The sequence below is a fragment of the Minwuia sp. genome, assembly GCF_048007105.1.
In the GTDB taxonomy this organism is placed as follows: Bacteria; Pseudomonadota; Alphaproteobacteria; order Minwuiales; family Minwuiaceae; genus Minwuia.
In genome coordinates this window covers 3,606,043-3,622,478 of sequence record NZ_CP180352.1, presented here as the reverse complement: position 1 = coordinate 3,622,478, position 16,436 = coordinate 3,606,043, and the positions used below count along the sequence as shown (strand labels likewise).

The 16,436-nt window shown below is 64.4% G+C and carries 16 protein-coding genes and 1 tRNA gene; 10 read left to right on the top strand and 7 right to left on the bottom strand.

Annotated elements, in window-relative coordinates:
- Window positions 1-13: 13 nt before the first annotated feature.
- The gene (locus ACMVY4_RS17570; RefSeq protein WP_416897278.1) at window positions 14-835 is read left to right on the top strand and encodes an MBL fold metallo-hydrolase; all 822 of its coding nucleotides are present in this window, start codon (window positions 14-16) and stop codon (window positions 833-835) included.
- A gap of 10 nt (window positions 836-845) precedes the next feature.
- Here ACMVY4_RS17570 and ACMVY4_RS17565 read toward each other — a convergent pair whose 3' ends face one another.
- From ACMVY4_RS17565 to ACMVY4_RS17545, 5 genes are all read right to left on the bottom strand, one after another.
- The gene (locus ACMVY4_RS17565) at window positions 846-1,166 is read right to left on the bottom strand and encodes a cupin domain-containing protein (RefSeq protein ID WP_416897277.1); all 321 of its coding nucleotides are present in this window, start codon (window positions 1,164-1,166) and stop codon (window positions 846-848) included.
- A 4-nt stretch (window positions 1,167-1,170) separates the two neighbouring features.
- Window positions 1,171-1,947 (bottom strand): SDR family NAD(P)-dependent oxidoreductase, encoded by a 777-nt coding sequence (locus ACMVY4_RS17560; protein WP_416897276.1) that lies wholly within the window; start codon window positions 1,945-1,947, stop codon window positions 1,171-1,173.
- Between the two features lie 195 nt (window positions 1,948-2,142).
- Window positions 2,143-2,742 (bottom strand): glutathione S-transferase family protein, encoded by a 600-nt coding sequence (locus ACMVY4_RS17555; RefSeq protein WP_416897275.1) that lies wholly within the window; start codon window positions 2,740-2,742, stop codon window positions 2,143-2,145.
- Window positions 2,739-3,623 (bottom strand): DMT family transporter, encoded by an 885-nt coding sequence (locus ACMVY4_RS17550; protein ID WP_416897274.1) that lies wholly within the window; start codon window positions 3,621-3,623, stop codon window positions 2,739-2,741. The genes ACMVY4_RS17555 and ACMVY4_RS17550 overlap by 4 nt, the downstream gene beginning before the upstream one ends.
- A 178-nt stretch (window positions 3,624-3,801) precedes the next feature.
- A complete protein-coding gene (locus tag ACMVY4_RS17545) occupies window positions 3,802-4,185 on the bottom strand; it encodes a VOC family protein (RefSeq protein WP_416897273.1) in 384 nt (127 codons plus the stop codon).
- Window positions 4,186-4,310: 125 nt separating this feature from the next.
- Here ACMVY4_RS17545 and ACMVY4_RS17540 point away from each other — a divergent pair, with 125 nt between their 5' ends.
- The 3 genes from ACMVY4_RS17540 to ACMVY4_RS17530 all read left to right on the top strand — a co-directional run bounded on the left by ACMVY4_RS17540 (window position 4,311) and on the right by ACMVY4_RS17530 (window position 6,257).
- A complete protein-coding gene (locus tag ACMVY4_RS17540) occupies window positions 4,311-5,120 on the top strand; it encodes a hypothetical protein (RefSeq protein ID WP_416897272.1) in 810 nt (269 codons plus the stop codon).
- A gap of 10 nt (window positions 5,121-5,130) precedes the next feature.
- Window positions 5,131-5,206: transfer RNA gene (locus ACMVY4_RS17535), tRNA-Lys, on the top strand.
- A gap of 244 nt (window positions 5,207-5,450) precedes the next feature.
- Window positions 5,451-6,257 (top strand): hypothetical protein, encoded by an 807-nt coding sequence (locus ACMVY4_RS17530; protein WP_416897271.1) that lies wholly within the window; start codon window positions 5,451-5,453, stop codon window positions 6,255-6,257.
- A gap of 21 nt (window positions 6,258-6,278) precedes the next feature.
- Here ACMVY4_RS17530 and ACMVY4_RS17525 read toward each other — a convergent pair whose 3' ends face one another.
- Together ACMVY4_RS17525 and ACMVY4_RS17520 are read right to left on the bottom strand one after the other, a co-directional pair.
- Window positions 6,279-6,815, bottom strand: a complete 537-nt coding sequence (locus tag ACMVY4_RS17525; RefSeq protein WP_416897270.1) for a hypothetical protein — start codon at window positions 6,813-6,815, stop codon at window positions 6,279-6,281.
- 843 nt (window positions 6,816-7,658) lie between these two features.
- The gene (locus ACMVY4_RS17520; protein WP_416897269.1) at window positions 7,659-7,892 is read right to left on the bottom strand and encodes a helix-turn-helix transcriptional regulator; all 234 of its coding nucleotides are present in this window, start codon (window positions 7,890-7,892) and stop codon (window positions 7,659-7,661) included.
- Window positions 7,893-8,196: 304 nt separating this feature from the next.
- Here ACMVY4_RS17520 and ACMVY4_RS17515 point away from each other — a divergent pair, with 304 nt between their 5' ends.
- From ACMVY4_RS17515 to ACMVY4_RS17490, 6 genes are read left to right on the top strand one after another with little or no spacing between them, the layout of a single operon-like run.
- Window positions 8,197-10,218, top strand: coding sequence for a type I restriction-modification system subunit M (locus tag ACMVY4_RS17515; RefSeq protein WP_416897268.1), 2,022 nt, complete (start codon window positions 8,197-8,199; stop codon window positions 10,216-10,218).
- Complete coding sequence (locus tag ACMVY4_RS17510) at window positions 10,215-11,180, top strand: restriction endonuclease subunit S (RefSeq protein WP_416897267.1); 966 nt, start codon at window positions 10,215-10,217, stop codon at window positions 11,178-11,180. The genes ACMVY4_RS17515 and ACMVY4_RS17510 overlap by 4 nt, the downstream gene beginning before the upstream one ends.
- Before the next feature lie 37 nt (window positions 11,181-11,217).
- A complete protein-coding gene (locus ACMVY4_RS17505) occupies window positions 11,218-11,517 on the top strand; it encodes a restriction endonuclease subunit S (RefSeq protein WP_416897266.1) in 300 nt (99 codons plus the stop codon).
- Entirely contained in the window at window positions 11,514-12,449 is a 936-nt protein-coding gene (locus ACMVY4_RS17500; RefSeq protein ID WP_416897265.1) for an HNH endonuclease, read from the top strand. The genes ACMVY4_RS17505 and ACMVY4_RS17500 overlap by 4 nt, the downstream gene beginning before the upstream one ends.
- The gene (locus tag ACMVY4_RS17495) at window positions 12,442-15,417 is read left to right on the top strand and encodes a type I restriction endonuclease subunit R (protein ID WP_416897264.1); all 2,976 of its coding nucleotides are present in this window, start codon (window positions 12,442-12,444) and stop codon (window positions 15,415-15,417) included. Before ACMVY4_RS17500 ends, ACMVY4_RS17495 begins: the two co-directional genes overlap by 8 nt.
- Window positions 15,414-16,415: a restriction endonuclease gene (locus ACMVY4_RS17490; protein ID WP_416897263.1), complete on the top strand. Its 1,002-nt coding sequence runs from the start codon at window positions 15,414-15,416 to the stop codon at window positions 16,413-16,415. The genes ACMVY4_RS17495 and ACMVY4_RS17490 overlap by 4 nt, the downstream gene beginning before the upstream one ends.
- Window positions 16,416-16,436: the final 21 nt, after the last annotated feature.

Sequence of the window (16,436 nt, the reverse complement as noted above, 5' to 3'; positions counted from 1 at the left end):
GGGAGGAATACCTATGGAAGTTATCATTCTGGGGAGCGGCTCGCCGATGCCGCATCCCGACCGCGCCGGTCCGTCGACACTGGTCCGCGCCGCCGGGCAGGATTTCCTGTTCGATTGCGGGCGCGGCGTGCTGATGCGGGCCGCTGCCGTCGGGTGCGGGGCGGCGACCATCGCAGGTCAGTTCGTGACCCACATGCACAGCGATCACACGACCGACTTCAACGACATCGTCACGACCAGATGGATCATGAGCCCGGGGCCGAACCCGCTCACCGTCTACGGGCCGGTCGGCATGAAGGGTTTCGCCGATGCGACCCTGGCCGCGCTGGAGACCGACATCGGCTACCGGATCGCGCACCACAAGGACCTGAACGAGCCGCCCGTGCTCGATGTCCACGAACTGGAGACCGGTCCGGTTCTCGACGCCGGCGGTGTGCGGATCAGCTGCGCACCGACGAACCACAGTCCGGTCCATCCGACGTTGGGGTTCCGGGTGGAGGCCAACGGGCTGGTGGCCGCGATCGCCGGCGACACGGTGCCTTGCGAAGGCCTGGACGAGATCTGCCGAGGGGCGGACATCTACGTGCAGACGGTGATCCGGAGCGACGTCATCCGGCGCGCGAAGATGCAGCGGATGCGGGATGTGGAGGACTATCATTCCGATGTCCGGCAGGCGGCCGAGACCGCCAGCCGCTGCGGTGTGAAGACACTGGTACTGAACCACATGGTGCCGCCGCCGACGCCGGATCAGGAAGCCGACTGGATCGCGATGGCGGCCGAGGCCTTCGACGGAGAGATCGTGGTGGCGCGCGACCTGACGCGGATCGGCGGCTGACCGCTTTCGGTCACTCGCCGCCTACGGGGCCGTAGAACACGACCCAGGTGCCGAAATCGTCCGTGAAGTCCTCGAAGCGGTGTTCCGCGCCGGCCGGCGCGAACAGGGCGTCGCCCGGCCCGAAGGCGGCCCGCTCGCCATCCATGAAGAATATCCCGGAACCGCTGGCCACGATGTAGATCTCGTCCTGATCGTGCGGGGTCTGGTTGTCGACGCCCTTCGGCGCGTACCAGCGCAGCGTCATCGAGCCGTGTTCCATCAGCAGCGCCGAAGCGCGGCCCGCGGACAGCGGTGCGGACATTGCCTCCTTCAGCGTCGAGAGAACCTTCATCGCATCAACCCGCCGTCGCATTGGCCATGACACCGCCGTCGACGACGAAGGTCTGACCGGTGGTCCAGGATCCGGCCGGGGCGGCCAGATATACAGCGATCCCGGCAATGTCCTCGGGTTCGCCAAGGCGCGCCAGCGGCGTGCCCTTGATGCGCGGGTCGGCCCGCTTCGGGTCGTTCCACAGCGCCTTCGCGAAATCGGTCTTCACCAGGCCCGGGGCGATGCAGTTGAAGCGGATGTTGTCCTTGCTGAACTCGGAGGCGAGGTTGCGGATCAGCTGCATGTCGGCAGCCTTGGAGATGGCGTAGGCGCCCAGCGCGCTGCTGCCCTTAAGCCCGCCGATGGAAGAGACGACAATGAAGGCGCCGTCCTTGCGCGTCTGCATCTCCGGCACGACCATCTGCGCCAGCCACAGGTTCGACTGCACGTTGCAGGTCATGATCTTGTCGAAGGCCTCGTCGGGGATCTCGAGGTTGGAACCCATGAAGGGGTTCACCGCGGCGTTGCACACCATGATGTCGATCTGGCCGTAGGCCTCCTTCGCGCCCTGCACGAGCTTCTCCAGGTCGGGGCGGTGGGTGATGTTGCAGCCCAGCGCCGTCGCCTCGCCGCCGGCAGCCTTGATCTCGTCGACCACGGCCTGGCAGGCGTCGACCTTGCGGCTGGCAACGACGACCTTCGCGCCGTGCGCGGCGTAGGCCTGGCAGATCGCCTTGCCGATGCCCTTGGAGCCGCCGGTGACGACGGCGACCTTGCCGGTGAGATCGAAGAGATGTTTCATTGGTCTGCTCTCAGAAATGCGGGACGGGTGAGTTGGCGGTTCGGCCTGCCGATCTAGTGGCGGTGGTTCGACCGGCCGGGTCCTGTCAGCGCGCGCCCATCGAAGACGTTCGCGGCTGGCGGGACGCAGATGGCTGACGTCGCCACCGGGCGAAGGGGCTGGCGCCCGCGCACCGTGGCGCGGGCGCCGGACCTTCTAGCGCTTCGGAACGGCCGGGCGGGACAGGCAGCGGCCGAGCCACTCGGTGACGTTCGGATAGTTGGACATGTCCATCCGGCCGAGCTTGCCCCAGAGCAGGACGGCGGCGACGTTCAGGTCGGCCACCGTGAAGCTGTCGCCCACCAGCCACTCGTGATCCTTCAGATAGCCGTCCAGCACGGTCAGCGGCCAGTCCAGCGCCTTGACGGCATTGGCGACGACCTCGGTATCGCGCTGGTCCTCGGGCAGCATTGCGGCGTGGAACAGGAAATCGAGCATGTGCCGCTCGACATCCGTCATCACCCAGAAGCTCCATTCCAGCACCCGGGCCTCGTTCTCCAGGCCGGAGGGCATCAGCTTGCCGTGCTTCTTGGCCAGGTAGATGTTGATGGCGCAGCTCTCGCCCATGCCGAAATCGCCGTCCTGGATCGCAGGCACATGGCCGGCGCGGTTGACGGCGAGGTACTCGGGCGTGCGGGTGCTGCCGTCCCGGAACTTCTCGGTGGCGGTCTCGAACTCGACGCCGAGCTCGTTCGCCATCCACTGCGCGCGCATGGCGCGGGAGGCGGCGGGTCCGTGAATGATCAGCTTGCTCATGTCTCTTTCTCCCCTGTGGACATGGTCGCGGCGGGCGGCATTTGATCCGCCGCCGTCGCGGTCGTCAACGACAGCCTGCGGCGTCTGACATCGGCCCACTGCATCAGGCCGATGGAGCCAAGAACGAGGGCGCCGCCGAGCGCCTGAAGCGCGCCCAGCACCTCGTCGAACAGCACCCAGGCCTCGAAGATCGAGACCACCGGCTGCACATTGGTGAACATGCCGGCCTTCAGCGCGCCGATGCGCGAGAGCGCGTAGAGATACATCGGCATGGCCGAAGCCTGCAGCACGGCCACGCCGGCGACACCGGCCCAGCCGCCGGTCGTCACCGGAAAGCGCACTTCGGCGAAGAAGATCCCGATCACCACCAGCACGATCAGCGCGGTCCAGCTGAAGTGGAAGGTGATGACGAAGGCGTTCACCTCGCGGAAATGGCGCGCCACGAGTACGCCGTTGATGGCGGTGCAGACGGCGGCGACCAGCGAGAAGACGACGCCGCGCCAGTCCGCATCGCCGACCGATGCGCCGAGCATCATCGCCAGGCCGAAGAAGGCGAGCAGGATGGCGAACAGCTTGACCGGATGCGCCGGTTCGATCCGCAGCACGGTCACGATCACCGCGATGATGATCGGGAAGGTGAAGAACAGCAGCGCCGCCAGGCCGACCGAGATGAACTCGACCGCGCCGATATTGCCGTAGGTCATGGCCGACATCAGCAGCCCGTTGAACAGGGCCAGCGGCATCAGCTTGCGGGGCAGGCGCAGGCTGCGGCCGGCCAGCGTCATGCCCAGCGCAATGGCCGCGGTCATCAGCGTGGTCCGGCAGCCGGCCACGACGATGCCGCTCGCGCCGCCGTCATAGGCATAGCGGGCGACCGCCACCGCGCTGCCGAGAAAAATCCCGGCAAGCAGCGACAGCGCGATTCCGAAGAACTGTGTACGCGCGTCGATCGGACGTCCTCCCCGGCGCGAGGGTGCACCGGGGCAGGAGGCCCTTCAAACGCTTATTTCGGGACTCTGGCCTGACGGACCCCGGTCCCGGCGGCGTCGCCCCGAGGGCTCATTCTTCCGGCAGCATCTTCATCACCGACACGACGGCGCCCTGGGGATCCATGATCACCGCCATGCGGCCGACATCGGGGACGTCGAAGGGGCCGTTCAGGATCTGGCCGCCGGCGGCCTTCGCCTTCGCGCAGGTGTCGTCGACGTCATCGACACCGATATAGGACATCCAGTGCGGCTGCGGTGGATCGCCGGAGATCTCCGCGGTCGACATCACGCCGCCGCGCATCTCGTCGCCGCTGCGCAGGATGTGGTAGGTGCCCCCCTCGGCCATGTCGACCGCCTCGACCTCCCAGCCGACGACATCGCGGTAGAAGGACAGGGCGCCTTCCAGATCCGAGGTGGCCAGTTCGTTCCAGACGAATTTTCCCTGGCCGCTCATCTTCGCCTCTCCATTAAATCAATGGTTAAATGTTGGCCGGTTGCCGGCCTCGGGTCAATCGCATATTTTTGTTTTGTTCTCATGACGGGGCAGAGCGGTTGCGCATTGTCCTCTGGAATTGCGCCATGGCGCTGCACCGGAAATGGCCGGCGCTCGAAGCGCTGGCGCCCGACATTGCCATCGTTGCCGAATGCGACACCCGAGCGCGTCTGAGGGCGCGCGGCGTGGCCATCCAGCCGTCGCGGATGGCCTGGACCAGCGGCCGCGCGTTCAAGGGTCTGGCGGTGATCGCCTTTCCGCCTTACCGCCTGAGGGTGCATCCGCTGCACGATCCGGCGCTGGCGCATGTGCTGCCAGTCGAGGTCAGCGGGGCGGGGCTCCGCTTCAACGTCGTCGGCGTCTGGGCGCAGAACGCCTCGGCCGGTCTCCGAACGAAGGCGGAGCCCGGACCGTTCAACCGCGCGCTGGACCGCTACGGCCACTGGATCCGCTCCCGCCCGACGCTGGTCGGCGGAGATTTCAACAACCACCATTTCTGGGACCGGCAGGGCCACGCCATCAATTTCGAGGAGAATCTCGCGCGCTGCCGGCGGCTGGGTCTGGAGAGCGCCTACCATCTGGCGCGGCGGGAGCGGTTCGGCCTGGAGACGCTCCCGACCCATTACTGGCGGGACCGCAGGATCGACGGCCCGACCTACCACATCGACTATCTCTTCTTCTCCGCCGGTTGGCGCAGGCGGTTCCGCCGTTTCGGGGTCGGGGACTTCGACGGATTCTGTGGGCCGGGCCTCTCGGATCATGCGCCGCTGGTGGCGGATTTCGACGCCGGACGGGGTGCGCGGCGAAACCGGAAACCCTTTCCCGAATGGCTATTGCCAGTGCGGAAACGATCCGCTATATCCGCCGCTCCGCTGAACGGGGCGCGCGCCCCGTAGAGTATCGCGTGGGCGCATAGCTCAGTTGGTAGAGCAGCTGACTCTTAATCAGCGGGTCCAAGGTTCGAGTCCTTGTGCGCCCACCAATCTTTTCAAAGGGTTGCGTGTCGATCCGGCTTTGTGGAGTGGCCTTCGGGGTTCCCGTGGGGTTCCGGATCTGCCTCGCTGGAGATCCCTCTTCTGGCCGGATGATGGATGGTGGTTTGCATGCTATCATCGTCCCGTCGGGAGGTCGTGGACGTGCGGATGCGAAGCCTGAGACCTGAGCCTTGTCCATTGCCGGTCCGTCCCGCCATCGGCGGCGGATCCGTCCCTGGGTCGCCGTGAATCATGCCGGCCCTGGATGCGGCAGAAATCCTGACCGTCGGCTTTGCGACCGTTGGCGCTGGCCTTGTCATCGGTCTTTTCCTTCTGTTTTTCGGACCGGCTGTTTCGGGCCTGTTCGGACGCAAGCCCCAGCCCACCACGGTTGCGGACGAGCTGGCAGCGGAGATCCTGAACCGCGATTGGGACCGGGAACGCGCTATCCGGATGTCGCCGCCCGGACTGACGCATGACGACGTGCAGATCAACGCCAACGCGGATGCAGCGCCGCTGCGCGAGCGCCTGGACAGGGCGTTCCGCCGCTTCAACCAACGGTTCGAGACGCTGTCGGAAGAGTATGAGGCCGAGCGCGAGACCGACCGTGCCGTCCGGAAAATCGCCGCCTGCGCAGCGCCGATGGAGTCTTATGTGGCAATGCTCGCCGGCCTGGATGGCGAAAAGGTCGCGCCCTTGCTGGCGATCGCCGTGCATGTCCGGAACGGGATGAAGGATCACGGGGTCGACCTGTCGGACCCCGCGGCGGCGGAGATCAGGCTTCCCGGATTGACGTTGACGATGGCGGAGAAGGTCGAGATGTGCCGTCAGGCCGGCGACACCGTGAGGATCAACGGGCCGCTGATCTGGCTCTTTTCCCTGGTTGCCGTTCAGGATCCCGCACGGCGCCGGACCGGCCGGCGGCTCTGGGCCGAACTGCATCGGGGCGCCCCGCATGTCGAAGCATGCCGCGATGCCCTGGAGCTGCTGGTTGAAGACTGGGCGCGGCTGGAAGGCGCGGACCAGTTTCCGAGAGGCCTGACGCCGGAACCGATCTGATCCGCGTCCCGGGTCTGCGCCTCAGGCCCGCGGGCGCCACGTCCAGCGGCGATCGAATGGCGGCGGGACCGGCAGTCCCGGCGCCGCCGTCCGGACCTTCCCGATGATGCCGAAGATCAGTTCTTCAACCGAGGACCGCATCGGGCCCGAGGACAGCTTCGGCGTGATCTGCAGCATCCAGTGAACGTCCTCGTGGATGGCCAGATAGTCCCGCGCCACCGTTCGTGTGAGCGTGTCCTTCCGCCGCGCCGAGCCCCAAAGGAACGCGTTCATCTTCTGCTGTCGGTCCGGTTCGCCGAAATTCAGCGTGAAGTCCTCGCCGAGGGTCATGAGGTCGGCCCTGACGCTTTTCCGGTCAACTGCCGGATGCTCCTGCCACGCCTTCAGAAACAGGGCCTCGAGCCGCTCGACGGCCTTCAGACGGTCCTGGATCTTGGCGAGACGGGCCCTGTCACGGGCATCGGTCTTGTCGTTCACCCACCCGTCGATTGCGTCTGCAATATCTCCGAAGAGCGCCCGGCCGGACACGAAACCGGCCTTCGCACGATGAAGTCTCATGGCCCGAAACCGTCTGTGGCACCTGGATCGACAATAGCCAGATCGCTGGTAGTGTACCCGCAATCCGGACGACAGATACAGGGCCGCTGCCGGATGTCGTCGGGGGGGCGTATCGGCCGGCGTGGGCATCCTGGCCACGTGGCCTCTCGCGCCTCGTCGCATGACGACCGGAAACCGGACTGGGTTGTTCGCTCTCGAAGTGTCCGCACCGGCAATCTGCACACGCCGGACCACCCGTGCGGCCCGGCCACGATCCGGAAGATGATTCGGAAGCGTTCACGAAACCGCCGCAATCCGAATTCCTGTCAATATGCCCCGGGCCTGTCGGTAACAAAAAGTGATTGCGTGAGCATCTGGTCCTCCGGGAGCCCGAGGTCCCTGAGATCCGGACTTCCAGGGATGCACCGGTCCGCACGTTTCGCCGCAGTCTGGCGTTGACGAGCGGCGCCGAAGGAACCGAGACTCGCGGGAGTGGAGTCAGGACCAAGTCCAACCCCGTTCTGAAGCGCCGCCTGATGGGTATTCCAACACCGGGCACGGGCGGGCTGCAGGGAACCCTGCCTGTATAAAGCCATGCGACGCATTGCGGGTTTTCGGATCTGAACTCGGTGAGAGCATGCTGCGCCTGCCGCTCGGCGATCGCGGCGTGTCCTGCGGTCCAGAGTAGCCAGGAGTGGGACAGTGCGGTCATGGGATGCTGCGGGCGTGGCGCGAGGGGCCCCTGAGGGCGCGTGATACGGACCGGCCCTTGAAAAAGGAGGGGGCGGCCGATCGGTCAACTCCGTTGCACACGTTGTGAATCCGCCAGGTCCGGTCGAGACGATCAGACCGGCATCCGAGGCGTCAGGGCAGGGAGGTATCCTTGCCCGCATGAGCCGTTGACGCATCCGGTTCCATCCTTTCGCCGGCCCGCGCCATCACCCAGGTCTCGATCTCTTCGAGAAGCCACACCGACCTTGAAGCGCCGAGCTTGACCGGCTTCGGAAATCCGTCGTCCCTGATCCAGCGGTAGATGCTGGCGCGGCTGACACCGAGCAGTGTGCCGACTTCCCGGATGGAGAGCAGTTCAAAAGCCATTGATTCTTACTCCTGTGTTCGAACAGCGATCGGGAAACCCCCTGATGGCTTCGGGCTGGACAGATCGGCTTTCGGCGCGCTGACCGCATGACTTGACGCCTGCGGCTGGTGCGGGAGCTGACCGAGGGGCTGGTGCGATTGATGCCGGTGATTGTTGCGGACTGCGGTTCATGGGGTGGCTGACGGCAACAATGCATGCAGGTTGATGGTCGGGCTCGACAAAGCCATTGTTGGCGACACCGGGCGTCACGCCCGTATCCGGGGCTGACGCGCTCTGGCGGGCAAGCTGTTGAGGGGGCGCATCTTGGCGGACGGCGACATCAAATCACTCAGCGCGTTCGTGTGGTCGATCGCGGAGACGCTGCGGGGCGATTTCAAGCAGTCGGAATACGGAAAGGTCGTGCTGCCCTTCGTGGTGATGCGGCGGCTGGACTGCATCCTGGAGGACAGCAAGTCGGCCGTGCTGGATCTGGCCGCCGGCCTGCCCGGGGACATGGATGACCAGGCCCGGGACACGATCCTCTACGGCGCCGCCGGCGACGACATCCGGGTCTACAACCTCTCACGCTTCACCTTCGCCTCGCTGAAGGGCCAGGACGCGAAGGACATCCACGCCAACCTGCTGGACTATGTCACGAAGTTCTCGCCCAACGTCCGGGACATCTTCCTGGAGAAGTTCCTGTTCACCGACCAGCTCAAGCGGCTGAACGATGCCGGGCTGCTCTACCGCGTCTTCGAACAGTTCGCCCAGATCGACCTGCACCCCGACACCATCTCCAACCTGGAGATGGGCTACCTGTTCGAGGAGCTGATCCGGCGCTTCTCGGAAATCTCCAACGAGACGGCGGGTGAGCACTATACGCCGCGGGAGGTCATCCGCCTGATCGTGGCCCTGCTGCTGGTGAACGACCGCGAGGCGCTGACCAGCTCCGGTGTCATCCGCCAGGTCTATGACCCGGCCGCGGGTACCGGCGGCATGCTCTCGATCGCCGAGATGGAGATGAAGGGGCTCAATCCCGGCATCCGGGTCGAGCTCTACGGGCAGGAGCTGAACCCGGAATCCTTCGCGATCTGCAAGTCCGACATGCTGGTGACCGGCCACAACCCCGAGAACATCGCTTTCGGGAACACGCTGACCCAGGACGCGCATGGGACCCGGCGGTTCCATTACCTGCTCTCCAACCCGCCCTATGGCGTGGACTGGAAGAAGTACCAGGACCCGATCCGGGAGGAGGCGGCGGAGCTGGGCCAGTCGGGCCGGTTCGGCGCCGGCCTGCCGCGTATCTCCGACGGCCAGCTGCTTTTCCTGCAGCACATGATCTCCAAGATGCGCGACGACGAGGCAGGCTCCCGCATCGGCATCGTCATGAACGGCTCGCCGCTCTTCACCGGCGGCGCCGGGTCCGGCGAGAGCGAGATCCGCCGCTGGATGCTGGAAAACGACTGGGTCGAGGCCATCGTCGCGCTGCCCACCGACCTGTTCTACAACACCGGCATCCAGACCTATGTCTGGCTGCTGACCAACCGCAAGGCGGCGGCGCGCCGGGGCAAGGTGCAGCTGATAGACGCCTCGGGCGAGCGGTTCTGGAGGTCCATGCGCAAGTCGCTGGGCTCCAAGCGCCGGGAGATCCCGCAGGAGGCCGCCGACGAGATCGCCCGCATCTATTCGGAGATGCTGAACGGTGAGAGCGACTGGGGCGATGTGTCGAAGACCTTCGACACGACCGATTTCGGCTACCGGGAGATCCGCGTCGAACGCCCGCTGCAGCTCCGCTTCGAGGTCACCGATGAGGGCATGGCTTCGCTGCGGGAGAGCAAGCCCTTCACCAGGCTTGAGCCCGCGGAACAGGACCTGCTCGAAGAGCTGCTCCCCGACGTGCTGGGCGGCCGGGTCTACAGGGACCGGCCTGCCTTCGAGACCGACCTGAAGAAGGTCCAGAAGTTCGCCGGCTTCACCCTGGGCGCGCCGTTGAAGAAGGCGCTACTGTCGGCGCTGTCGGAGCGCGACGAGGAAGCCGAGATCTGCCGCGACAGGAACGGCGACCCGGAGCCCGACACCGATCTGCGCGATCACGAGCTGGTGCCGCTGGACGAGGACTGGCGGGACCATGTCGAACGGGAGGTGCGGCCCTTCGTGCCGGACGCCTGGGTGGACGAGACCCACACCGACGCAAGGGACGGCGGCGTCGGCCGCGTCGGCTACGAGATCAACTTCAACCGCTACTTCTACAAGTACGAGCCACCCCGGCCGCTCGAGGAGATCGACGCCGAACTGAAGGCGCTTGAGGCCGAGATCGCGGGGCTGCTGCAGGAGGTGGTGGCTTGACCCTCCACACTCCGCAGCGCGGAACACCCGCATCTTGGGACCGCAGAAAGATCAAGTTTCACCTCTCCGCGTTTTTCGGGGGTGGAACGCCGAGTAAAGACAACCTGGACTACTGGACCGCCGGTACCATCCCATGGGTGACGCCCAAGGATATGAAACGCCGTATGATTGACGCAGCGGAAGACCTGATCACTGTCGATGCCGTCAAGAACAGCGCGACAAACATGGTGCCACCAAGTTCAGTCTTGATGGTGGTTCGGTCGGGAATACTGAAGCACTCGTTGCCGGTCGCATTGAACACGGTGCCAGTGGCGCTGAATCAAGATATGAAAGCGTTTCGCTTCCGCCGTTCGCTGATGCCGGAGTTTTTCGCGTATTGGATAGAGGGGCAGCAGAAGCAGAAACTGCTTGAATGGTGCCAAATCGGGGCGACGGTCGATAATATCGACGTGGACGCGATGTTGAACGGTCAGATCGCTGTCCCCGACCTCCCCACCCAACGCCGGATTGCCGATTTCCTGGACCGCGAGACCGCCCGGATCGACCTGCTGATCGAGAAAAAGCAGCGGTTGGTGGTGTTGTTGGGGGAGAAGGTCCGTTCCGATATCCACGACTTGTTTGGGTCGCTTGACGCCAGAACGTGGCGCATCCGTCATCTCGGCAAGGTCAGGAATGGCGCAGGGTTCCCCGTCGATCTACAGGGAGATTCCTCGAACGAAATACCGTTCTTCAAGGTAAAGCACCTAGCGGTGAACGGTCTGGATCAGCGTATCGTCGATTCCGGGGATACGATCACGAAAGAGACAGCTAAATCGCTTCGTGCCATCGTGTTCCCAGAAGGAACGATTATTTTCGCGAAGATCGGCGCCGCGCTGCTTCTTTGTCGCTTTTCTATGCTTGGAACAGAAGGTTGCATCGACAATAACCTCGCCGCTTTCGTTGTGAGCAAGAGTTCTCGTTGATCCAGACTATCTGCTGCTTTGCTTCGAACGCTTCGAGATGCAGTTGATGGTCCAACCGGGCGCAGTCCCCTCGCTGAGCACCGAGAAATTCATCAACCAATCTGTGCCGCTTCCGTCGGTGGACTGCCAACGCGAATTCGTACAGCAGGTTCGACGTGTGGTTCAACGGAACGGACGCATCGTTCAGCGGACACAAGAGTCCATCGAACGCCTCAAGGAGTACCGATCCGCCCTGATCACTGCGGCGGTCACCGGGCAGATCGACGTCGCCACATGGTCGCGATCCGGCGCGACCGACCGCCGGCTGGACGCCATTCAGGAAGAGATGGGCGCGTGAACCGGTACCTGATCAAGATCAACGGCGAGAGGTTCTGCCCGGACAATATATGCCGTCCTGCGAAGGCGTCGGACTGGGAAGGCGGCGAGGTGCTGCTTGAAGCAAATCCGCCGGTACTGCTGGATTCCGGCAGGCGGGAAGATGCGCCAGAAATCACAAAGGGCGACGAACTCTGGATCTGGACGCATGAGGCCCCGAACCATGGAAATGGGTGGGGCCTGACTGCAAGGGCAATTGCGGGGCCTCGGAGGACGGTCGGCGATGATGTTGCGTTGACGTTGAATGCGGTCGAGCGTCTGGAGCGCCCGTTCGGGTACAAAAAGCTCGGCAATCGACCGACCGGCTGCGGGCTCATCGACTACGTTCGAACTTTCCGTCACCGCCATGTCTACCTGATCGAAGACGATGACTACGAAAAACTTGTTGCATTGGCACAGCAGCATGGCTCGGCGCTGCCTGACGAGCTTCGCTTCCGGAACGAGACCGAATGGCAGAGCGAAATCCGCGAAAACAAGGATGAAGTTCTGGATGGCTTCGTTCAGCGGCGCCTAGGTTGGCAGAAGGCGCGCCCCGGACAGCAGGAATTCCGTGACCGCCTTTTGAGGCTCTACAAGGGCCGCTGTGTCCTGACAGGATGCTCGGTTCCGCAGGCGCTCGAAGCAGCGCATGTCCTGCCGCATGACGGCAGCGAAATCCGCGACCGTGTCGAGAATGGATTGCTGCTGAGGCGTGATCTGCACGCCATGTTTGACAGTCTTCTCTGGAGCATCAATCCGAAGACAGGCAAGGTCCGGTTGTCGAAACATCTGACCGACCGGTCCTACGATCAATTCGACGGAAAAACCGTCCAGCATCACGTCGCGCCGGAGCCTCTGCGTTTCCACTTCACGCAGTTCAAGAAGGCGGAAAAGGAAGGGGCCGGCAATGTCTGACCAGACCCACACCACCGCCGACATTCACCAGGAGAAGGTCTTCGAGGCCCATATCGTGGGCTGCCTCACGTCGGAGCTTGGCTATGTCGAGCGGGATTGCGCCGCGCATTACGACGTCGCCCATGCGCTCGACATCGAACTGCTGTTCCGCTTCCTGAAGACCACCCAGCCCGAGGCGTGGAAGACGCTGGAGGCCCATTACAGCGGGGCCGCGGAGGCCGAGGTTCTGAAACGCCTGGAACAGGCGCTGAAGAACCAGCCAACCCATCAGGTGCTGCGCGACGGGCTGAAGCTGGTGCCGAACATCCGCTTCGCGCTCTGCTGTTTCAAGCCGGCGTCGAACCTGAACCCGGAGCTGACAGGGCTCTACGAGGCCAACATCCTGTCGGTGATGCGGCAGGTGACCTATTCGTCGAAGAACAGGAACGCCATCGACATCGTCACCTTCGTCAATGGCATCCCGGTCGCCACCATCGAGGTGAAGAACAACCTTACCGGCCAGACATTCCGCCACGCCGAGAAGCAATACCGCACCGACCGCTCGCCGGCCGGGGAACCGCTGCTGACCTTCAAGCGCGGCGCCATCGTCCATTTCGCGGTCGACCAGGACAATGTCTCGATGACCACGCGGCTGCTGAATGGCAAGACCCGCTTCCTGCCCTTCAACCGGGGCCGGGACGGCGGCGCCGGCAATCCGGACGTGACCGGGGAGAACCGTGTCGCCTACCTCTACCGGAACCAGCCCGAGGGCCGGGCGGTGTTCTCGCGGGAGGTGTTGCTGGACCTGATCGGCCGCTTCATCCACCTGGAGCGGGACGGCAAGCGGGAGACCCTGATCTTTCCGCGCTTCCAGCAGCTGGACGCCGTGCGCTGCATCCTGGCCGACGCCCGCGCCGCCGGGCCGGGACAGAACTACCTGATCCAGCACAGCGCCGGGTCGGGCAAGTCCAACACCATCGCCTGGACCGCGCACCAGATCATCAACCTGCATGACGACAGGGACCAGCCGCTGTTCGACACGGCGATCATCGTCACCGACCGGCTGGTGCTGGACCGGCAGCTGCAGAACACCATCTCCGGCTTGGCCCAGACCCAGGGCGTCGTGGCCACCATCGATGGCACATCCCAGGACCTGCGGCAGGCTATCGAGCAGGGCAAGCGGATCATCATCACGACGATCCAGAAGTTCGGCACCGAGCATCTGGCGACGCTGTCCGGGCAGTCGGGCAAGAAATTCGCGGTCATCATCGACGAGGCGCATTCGTCCCAGTCCGGCAAGGCCGCGCAGTCCATGGCGGATGCGCTGACCCGGGACGAGGAGGTGCTGGACGAGATCAACGACTTCGTGCTGCGCCACCAGGCGGCGCGGGGTCCGCAGGCGAACATCTCCTTCCTGGCCTTCACCGCCACGCCGCGGAACGTGACGCTGGAACGGTTCGGGCGGATGGGCCTGGACGGGAAGCCCTATCCCTTCCACCTCTACTCGATGCGGCAGGCGATCGAGGAAGGCTTCATCCTCGACGTGCTGCAGAACTACATGACCTATGGCGCCTATTACCGCCTGGAGAAGACCATCGAGGACGATCCGGCGCTGCGCGGCAGCCGGGCCCAGGCGGCGGTGGCGAAATATGCCTCGCTGCACCCGACGGCCATCGACCAGAAGGTAGAGGTGATCGTCGAGCACTTCCGCCGGCACGTGAAGAGCGAGCTTGGCGGCCAGGCCAAGGCGATGGTGGTGACCCAGAGCCGGGAACATGCGCTGCGCTACTGGCAGCACATCAACCGCTATCTGGAAGAGAAGAAGTATGCGGACCTGAAGGCGCTGGTCGCCTTCTCCGGCGATCTGACGGTCGATGGTGTGGACTGGACCGAGGCCGCCGCCAATGGCTTTTCCGAGACGGAATTGCCCAGGAAGTTCGACAGCGACGCGTTCCAGATCCTGGTCGTCGCAGAGAAGTACCAGACCGGCTTCGACCAGCCGAAGCTGGTGGCGATGTATGTGGACAAGAAACTGGCCGGCCTGCAGGCGGTGCAGACCCTGTCGCGGCTGAACCGCACCTTTCCGGGAAAGACGCGGACCCATGTGCTGGATCTGCGGAACACGATGGAAGAGATCCGGGACGCCTTCGCGCCCTATTTCGAGGCGACGGAGCTGGAGGAGCGGACCGACCTCAACCAGATCTACGATCTTTCCGACCGGATCCGGAATGCGGCCTATATCCGGGAGGATGAGGTCGAGAAGTTCGCGGACGGCTTCTTCAAGGGCGATCTGACAGCCGCGGACCGCCTGGTTCTGGAGGGGCTGGTCAGGGAGGCGCTGGGCCGGTTCCAGCTGGACGAGGACGAGCAGCAAAGGGAGGAGTTCCGGCAGCTGCTGAAGAGCTACCAGCGCTTCTACGCCTTCGTGGCGCAGGTCGTGGCGCTGAACGATGCCTGGCTGGAGAAGCTCTACGTCTACACGTGCTGGCTGTCGAAGCTTCTGCCGTCGCGGAGCGTGCCGGCCGATATCGACATCACCGATGACATGCTCGACCTGGAAGCCTTCAAGCTGAAGAAGGAGGAAGAGGGAAGCGCCTCGCCGGCGCCGGGCATGGCCGAGCCGCTGGCGCCGATCACCGGCTTCGGCGCAAACCCCTATACCGAGGAAGAGGAGAAGTCGCTCTCCGAGGTGATCGACGCCTTCAACGAGCGGCACGGGACGACATTCTCCCGCGAGGACTTCCTGCGCTTCGAGCAGGTGAACCGGGACATCCTGGACGAGAACATGCTGGAGATGATCCGCAAGAACTCGGCCGACGTGGTCTATGACGCGTTCGCCCAGGCCTTCTTCAAGGCCATGGTCAAACGGTTCCAGGCCGACCAGGAGATGGAGAGCATCGTCATGAAGGATCCCGAGGCCCGCGATCAGGCGACCCGGCATTTCTTCATGCGGGCCCAGCGGATGGCGCAGGAGGCGCGGCCGGCATGAGCGGGACGGTGTGGGGGATTCACATGGCGGATATCCTGGCTTCGGCGCCGGTCGATGACGGCTTCGTCGGCATCGGCTGGGAGCCGCTGGGCGACCTGTCAGCGCTGGCGCCCACCCGCGACGCCTTCAAGGCGCGTTTCCTGGAGGTCTATCCGGAAGAGAATCCGGGCGCGGTGCCGGTCAAGGCCGGCGTGCTTCTCCGGTTCGCCTGCCACATGGAACCGGGCGATGTGGTGGTCTACCCGTCCAAACCGGACAAGATGGTTCATATCGGCCAGATCGCGGATGGCTATGAATGGCATGCCGAACACATGAACCAGTATCCGCACCGGCGGAAGGTGACGTGGATCGCCGCACGGCCACGGTCCGATTTCTCTCAAAGCGCGCTCTACGAGATCGGTTCGGCCATAACGCTGTTCGAGATAACCAACCACGCCGACGAATTCCTCGCCGCGATGAAGGGCGAATCCACGGGCGCCGAGGCAATCGACAAGGACACGATCGAGGAGGTCAGCAACCAGGTCGAGGAATCGACCGAGGACTTCATCATCAAGCGCCTGAAGACCAAGCTGTCGCCCTACGAGTTCGAGAAGTTCGTGGCGCACCTGCTGACCTGCATGGGCTATCACGCCCGAGTGACGCAGCAGTCTTCGGATGGCGGCATCGACATCATCGCCCATCGCGACGAACTCGGATTCGAGCCGCCGATCATCAAGGTGCAGTGCAAGCAGACGCTCGACCAGACCGGCCGCCCGGCGGTGCAACAACTGCACGGCGCTATCGAGACCGGCGAGCACGGCCTCTTCGTGACCCTCGGCGGCTACAGTCCGGATGCCCTGGTCTTCGAGCGGAGCAAGCCCAATCTCCGGCTGATCAGCGGGACCTCGCTCATCGAGCTGGTCTACGCGCACTACGAGAAATTCGCGCCGCGCTACAAGGTGCTGCTGCCGCTTCAGCGGACCTATATCCCGGGCCCGGTGGCGGGCGCGCCGGACTGAGCGGAAGACGAAGGAGCCTGC

What these genes read in the sequence shown, in the direction of transcription:
- ACMVY4_RS17570 (WP_416897278.1), top strand. Translation starts at nt 14, where the DNA reads ATGGAAGTTATCATTCTGGGGAGCGGCTCGCCGATGCCGCATCCCGAC.
- ACMVY4_RS17530 (WP_416897271.1), top strand. Translation starts at nt 5,451, where the DNA reads ATGCCGGCCCTGGATGCGGCAGAAATCCTGACCGTCGGCTTTGCGACC.
- ACMVY4_RS17525 (WP_416897270.1), bottom strand. Translation starts at nt 6,815, where the DNA reads ATGAGACTTCATCGTGCGAAGGCCGGTTTCGTGTCCGGCCGGGCGCTC.
- ACMVY4_RS17505 (WP_416897266.1), top strand. Translation starts at nt 11,218, where the DNA reads ATGCAGTTGATGGTCCAACCGGGCGCAGTCCCCTCGCTGAGCACCGAG.
- ACMVY4_RS17560 (WP_416897276.1), bottom strand. Translation starts at nt 1,947, where the DNA reads ATGAAACATCTCTTCGATCTCACCGGCAAGGTCGCCGTCGTCACCGGC.
- ACMVY4_RS17490 (WP_416897263.1), top strand. Translation starts at nt 15,414, where the DNA reads ATGAGCGGGACGGTGTGGGGGATTCACATGGCGGATATCCTGGCTTCG.
- ACMVY4_RS17565 (WP_416897277.1), bottom strand. Translation starts at nt 1,166, where the DNA reads ATGAAGGTTCTCTCGACGCTGAAGGAGGCAATGTCCGCACCGCTGTCC.
- ACMVY4_RS17545 (WP_416897273.1), bottom strand. Translation starts at nt 4,185, where the DNA reads ATGAGCGGCCAGGGAAAATTCGTCTGGAACGAACTGGCCACCTCGGAT.
- ACMVY4_RS17520 (WP_416897269.1), bottom strand. Translation starts at nt 7,892, where the DNA reads ATGGCTTTTGAACTGCTCTCCATCCGGGAAGTCGGCACACTGCTCGGT.
- ACMVY4_RS17555 (WP_416897275.1), bottom strand. Translation starts at nt 2,742, where the DNA reads ATGAGCAAGCTGATCATTCACGGACCCGCCGCCTCCCGCGCCATGCGC.
- ACMVY4_RS17540 (WP_416897272.1), top strand. Translation starts at nt 4,311, where the DNA reads ATGGCGCTGCACCGGAAATGGCCGGCGCTCGAAGCGCTGGCGCCCGAC.
- ACMVY4_RS17495 (WP_416897264.1), top strand. Translation starts at nt 12,442, where the DNA reads ATGTCTGACCAGACCCACACCACCGCCGACATTCACCAGGAGAAGGTC.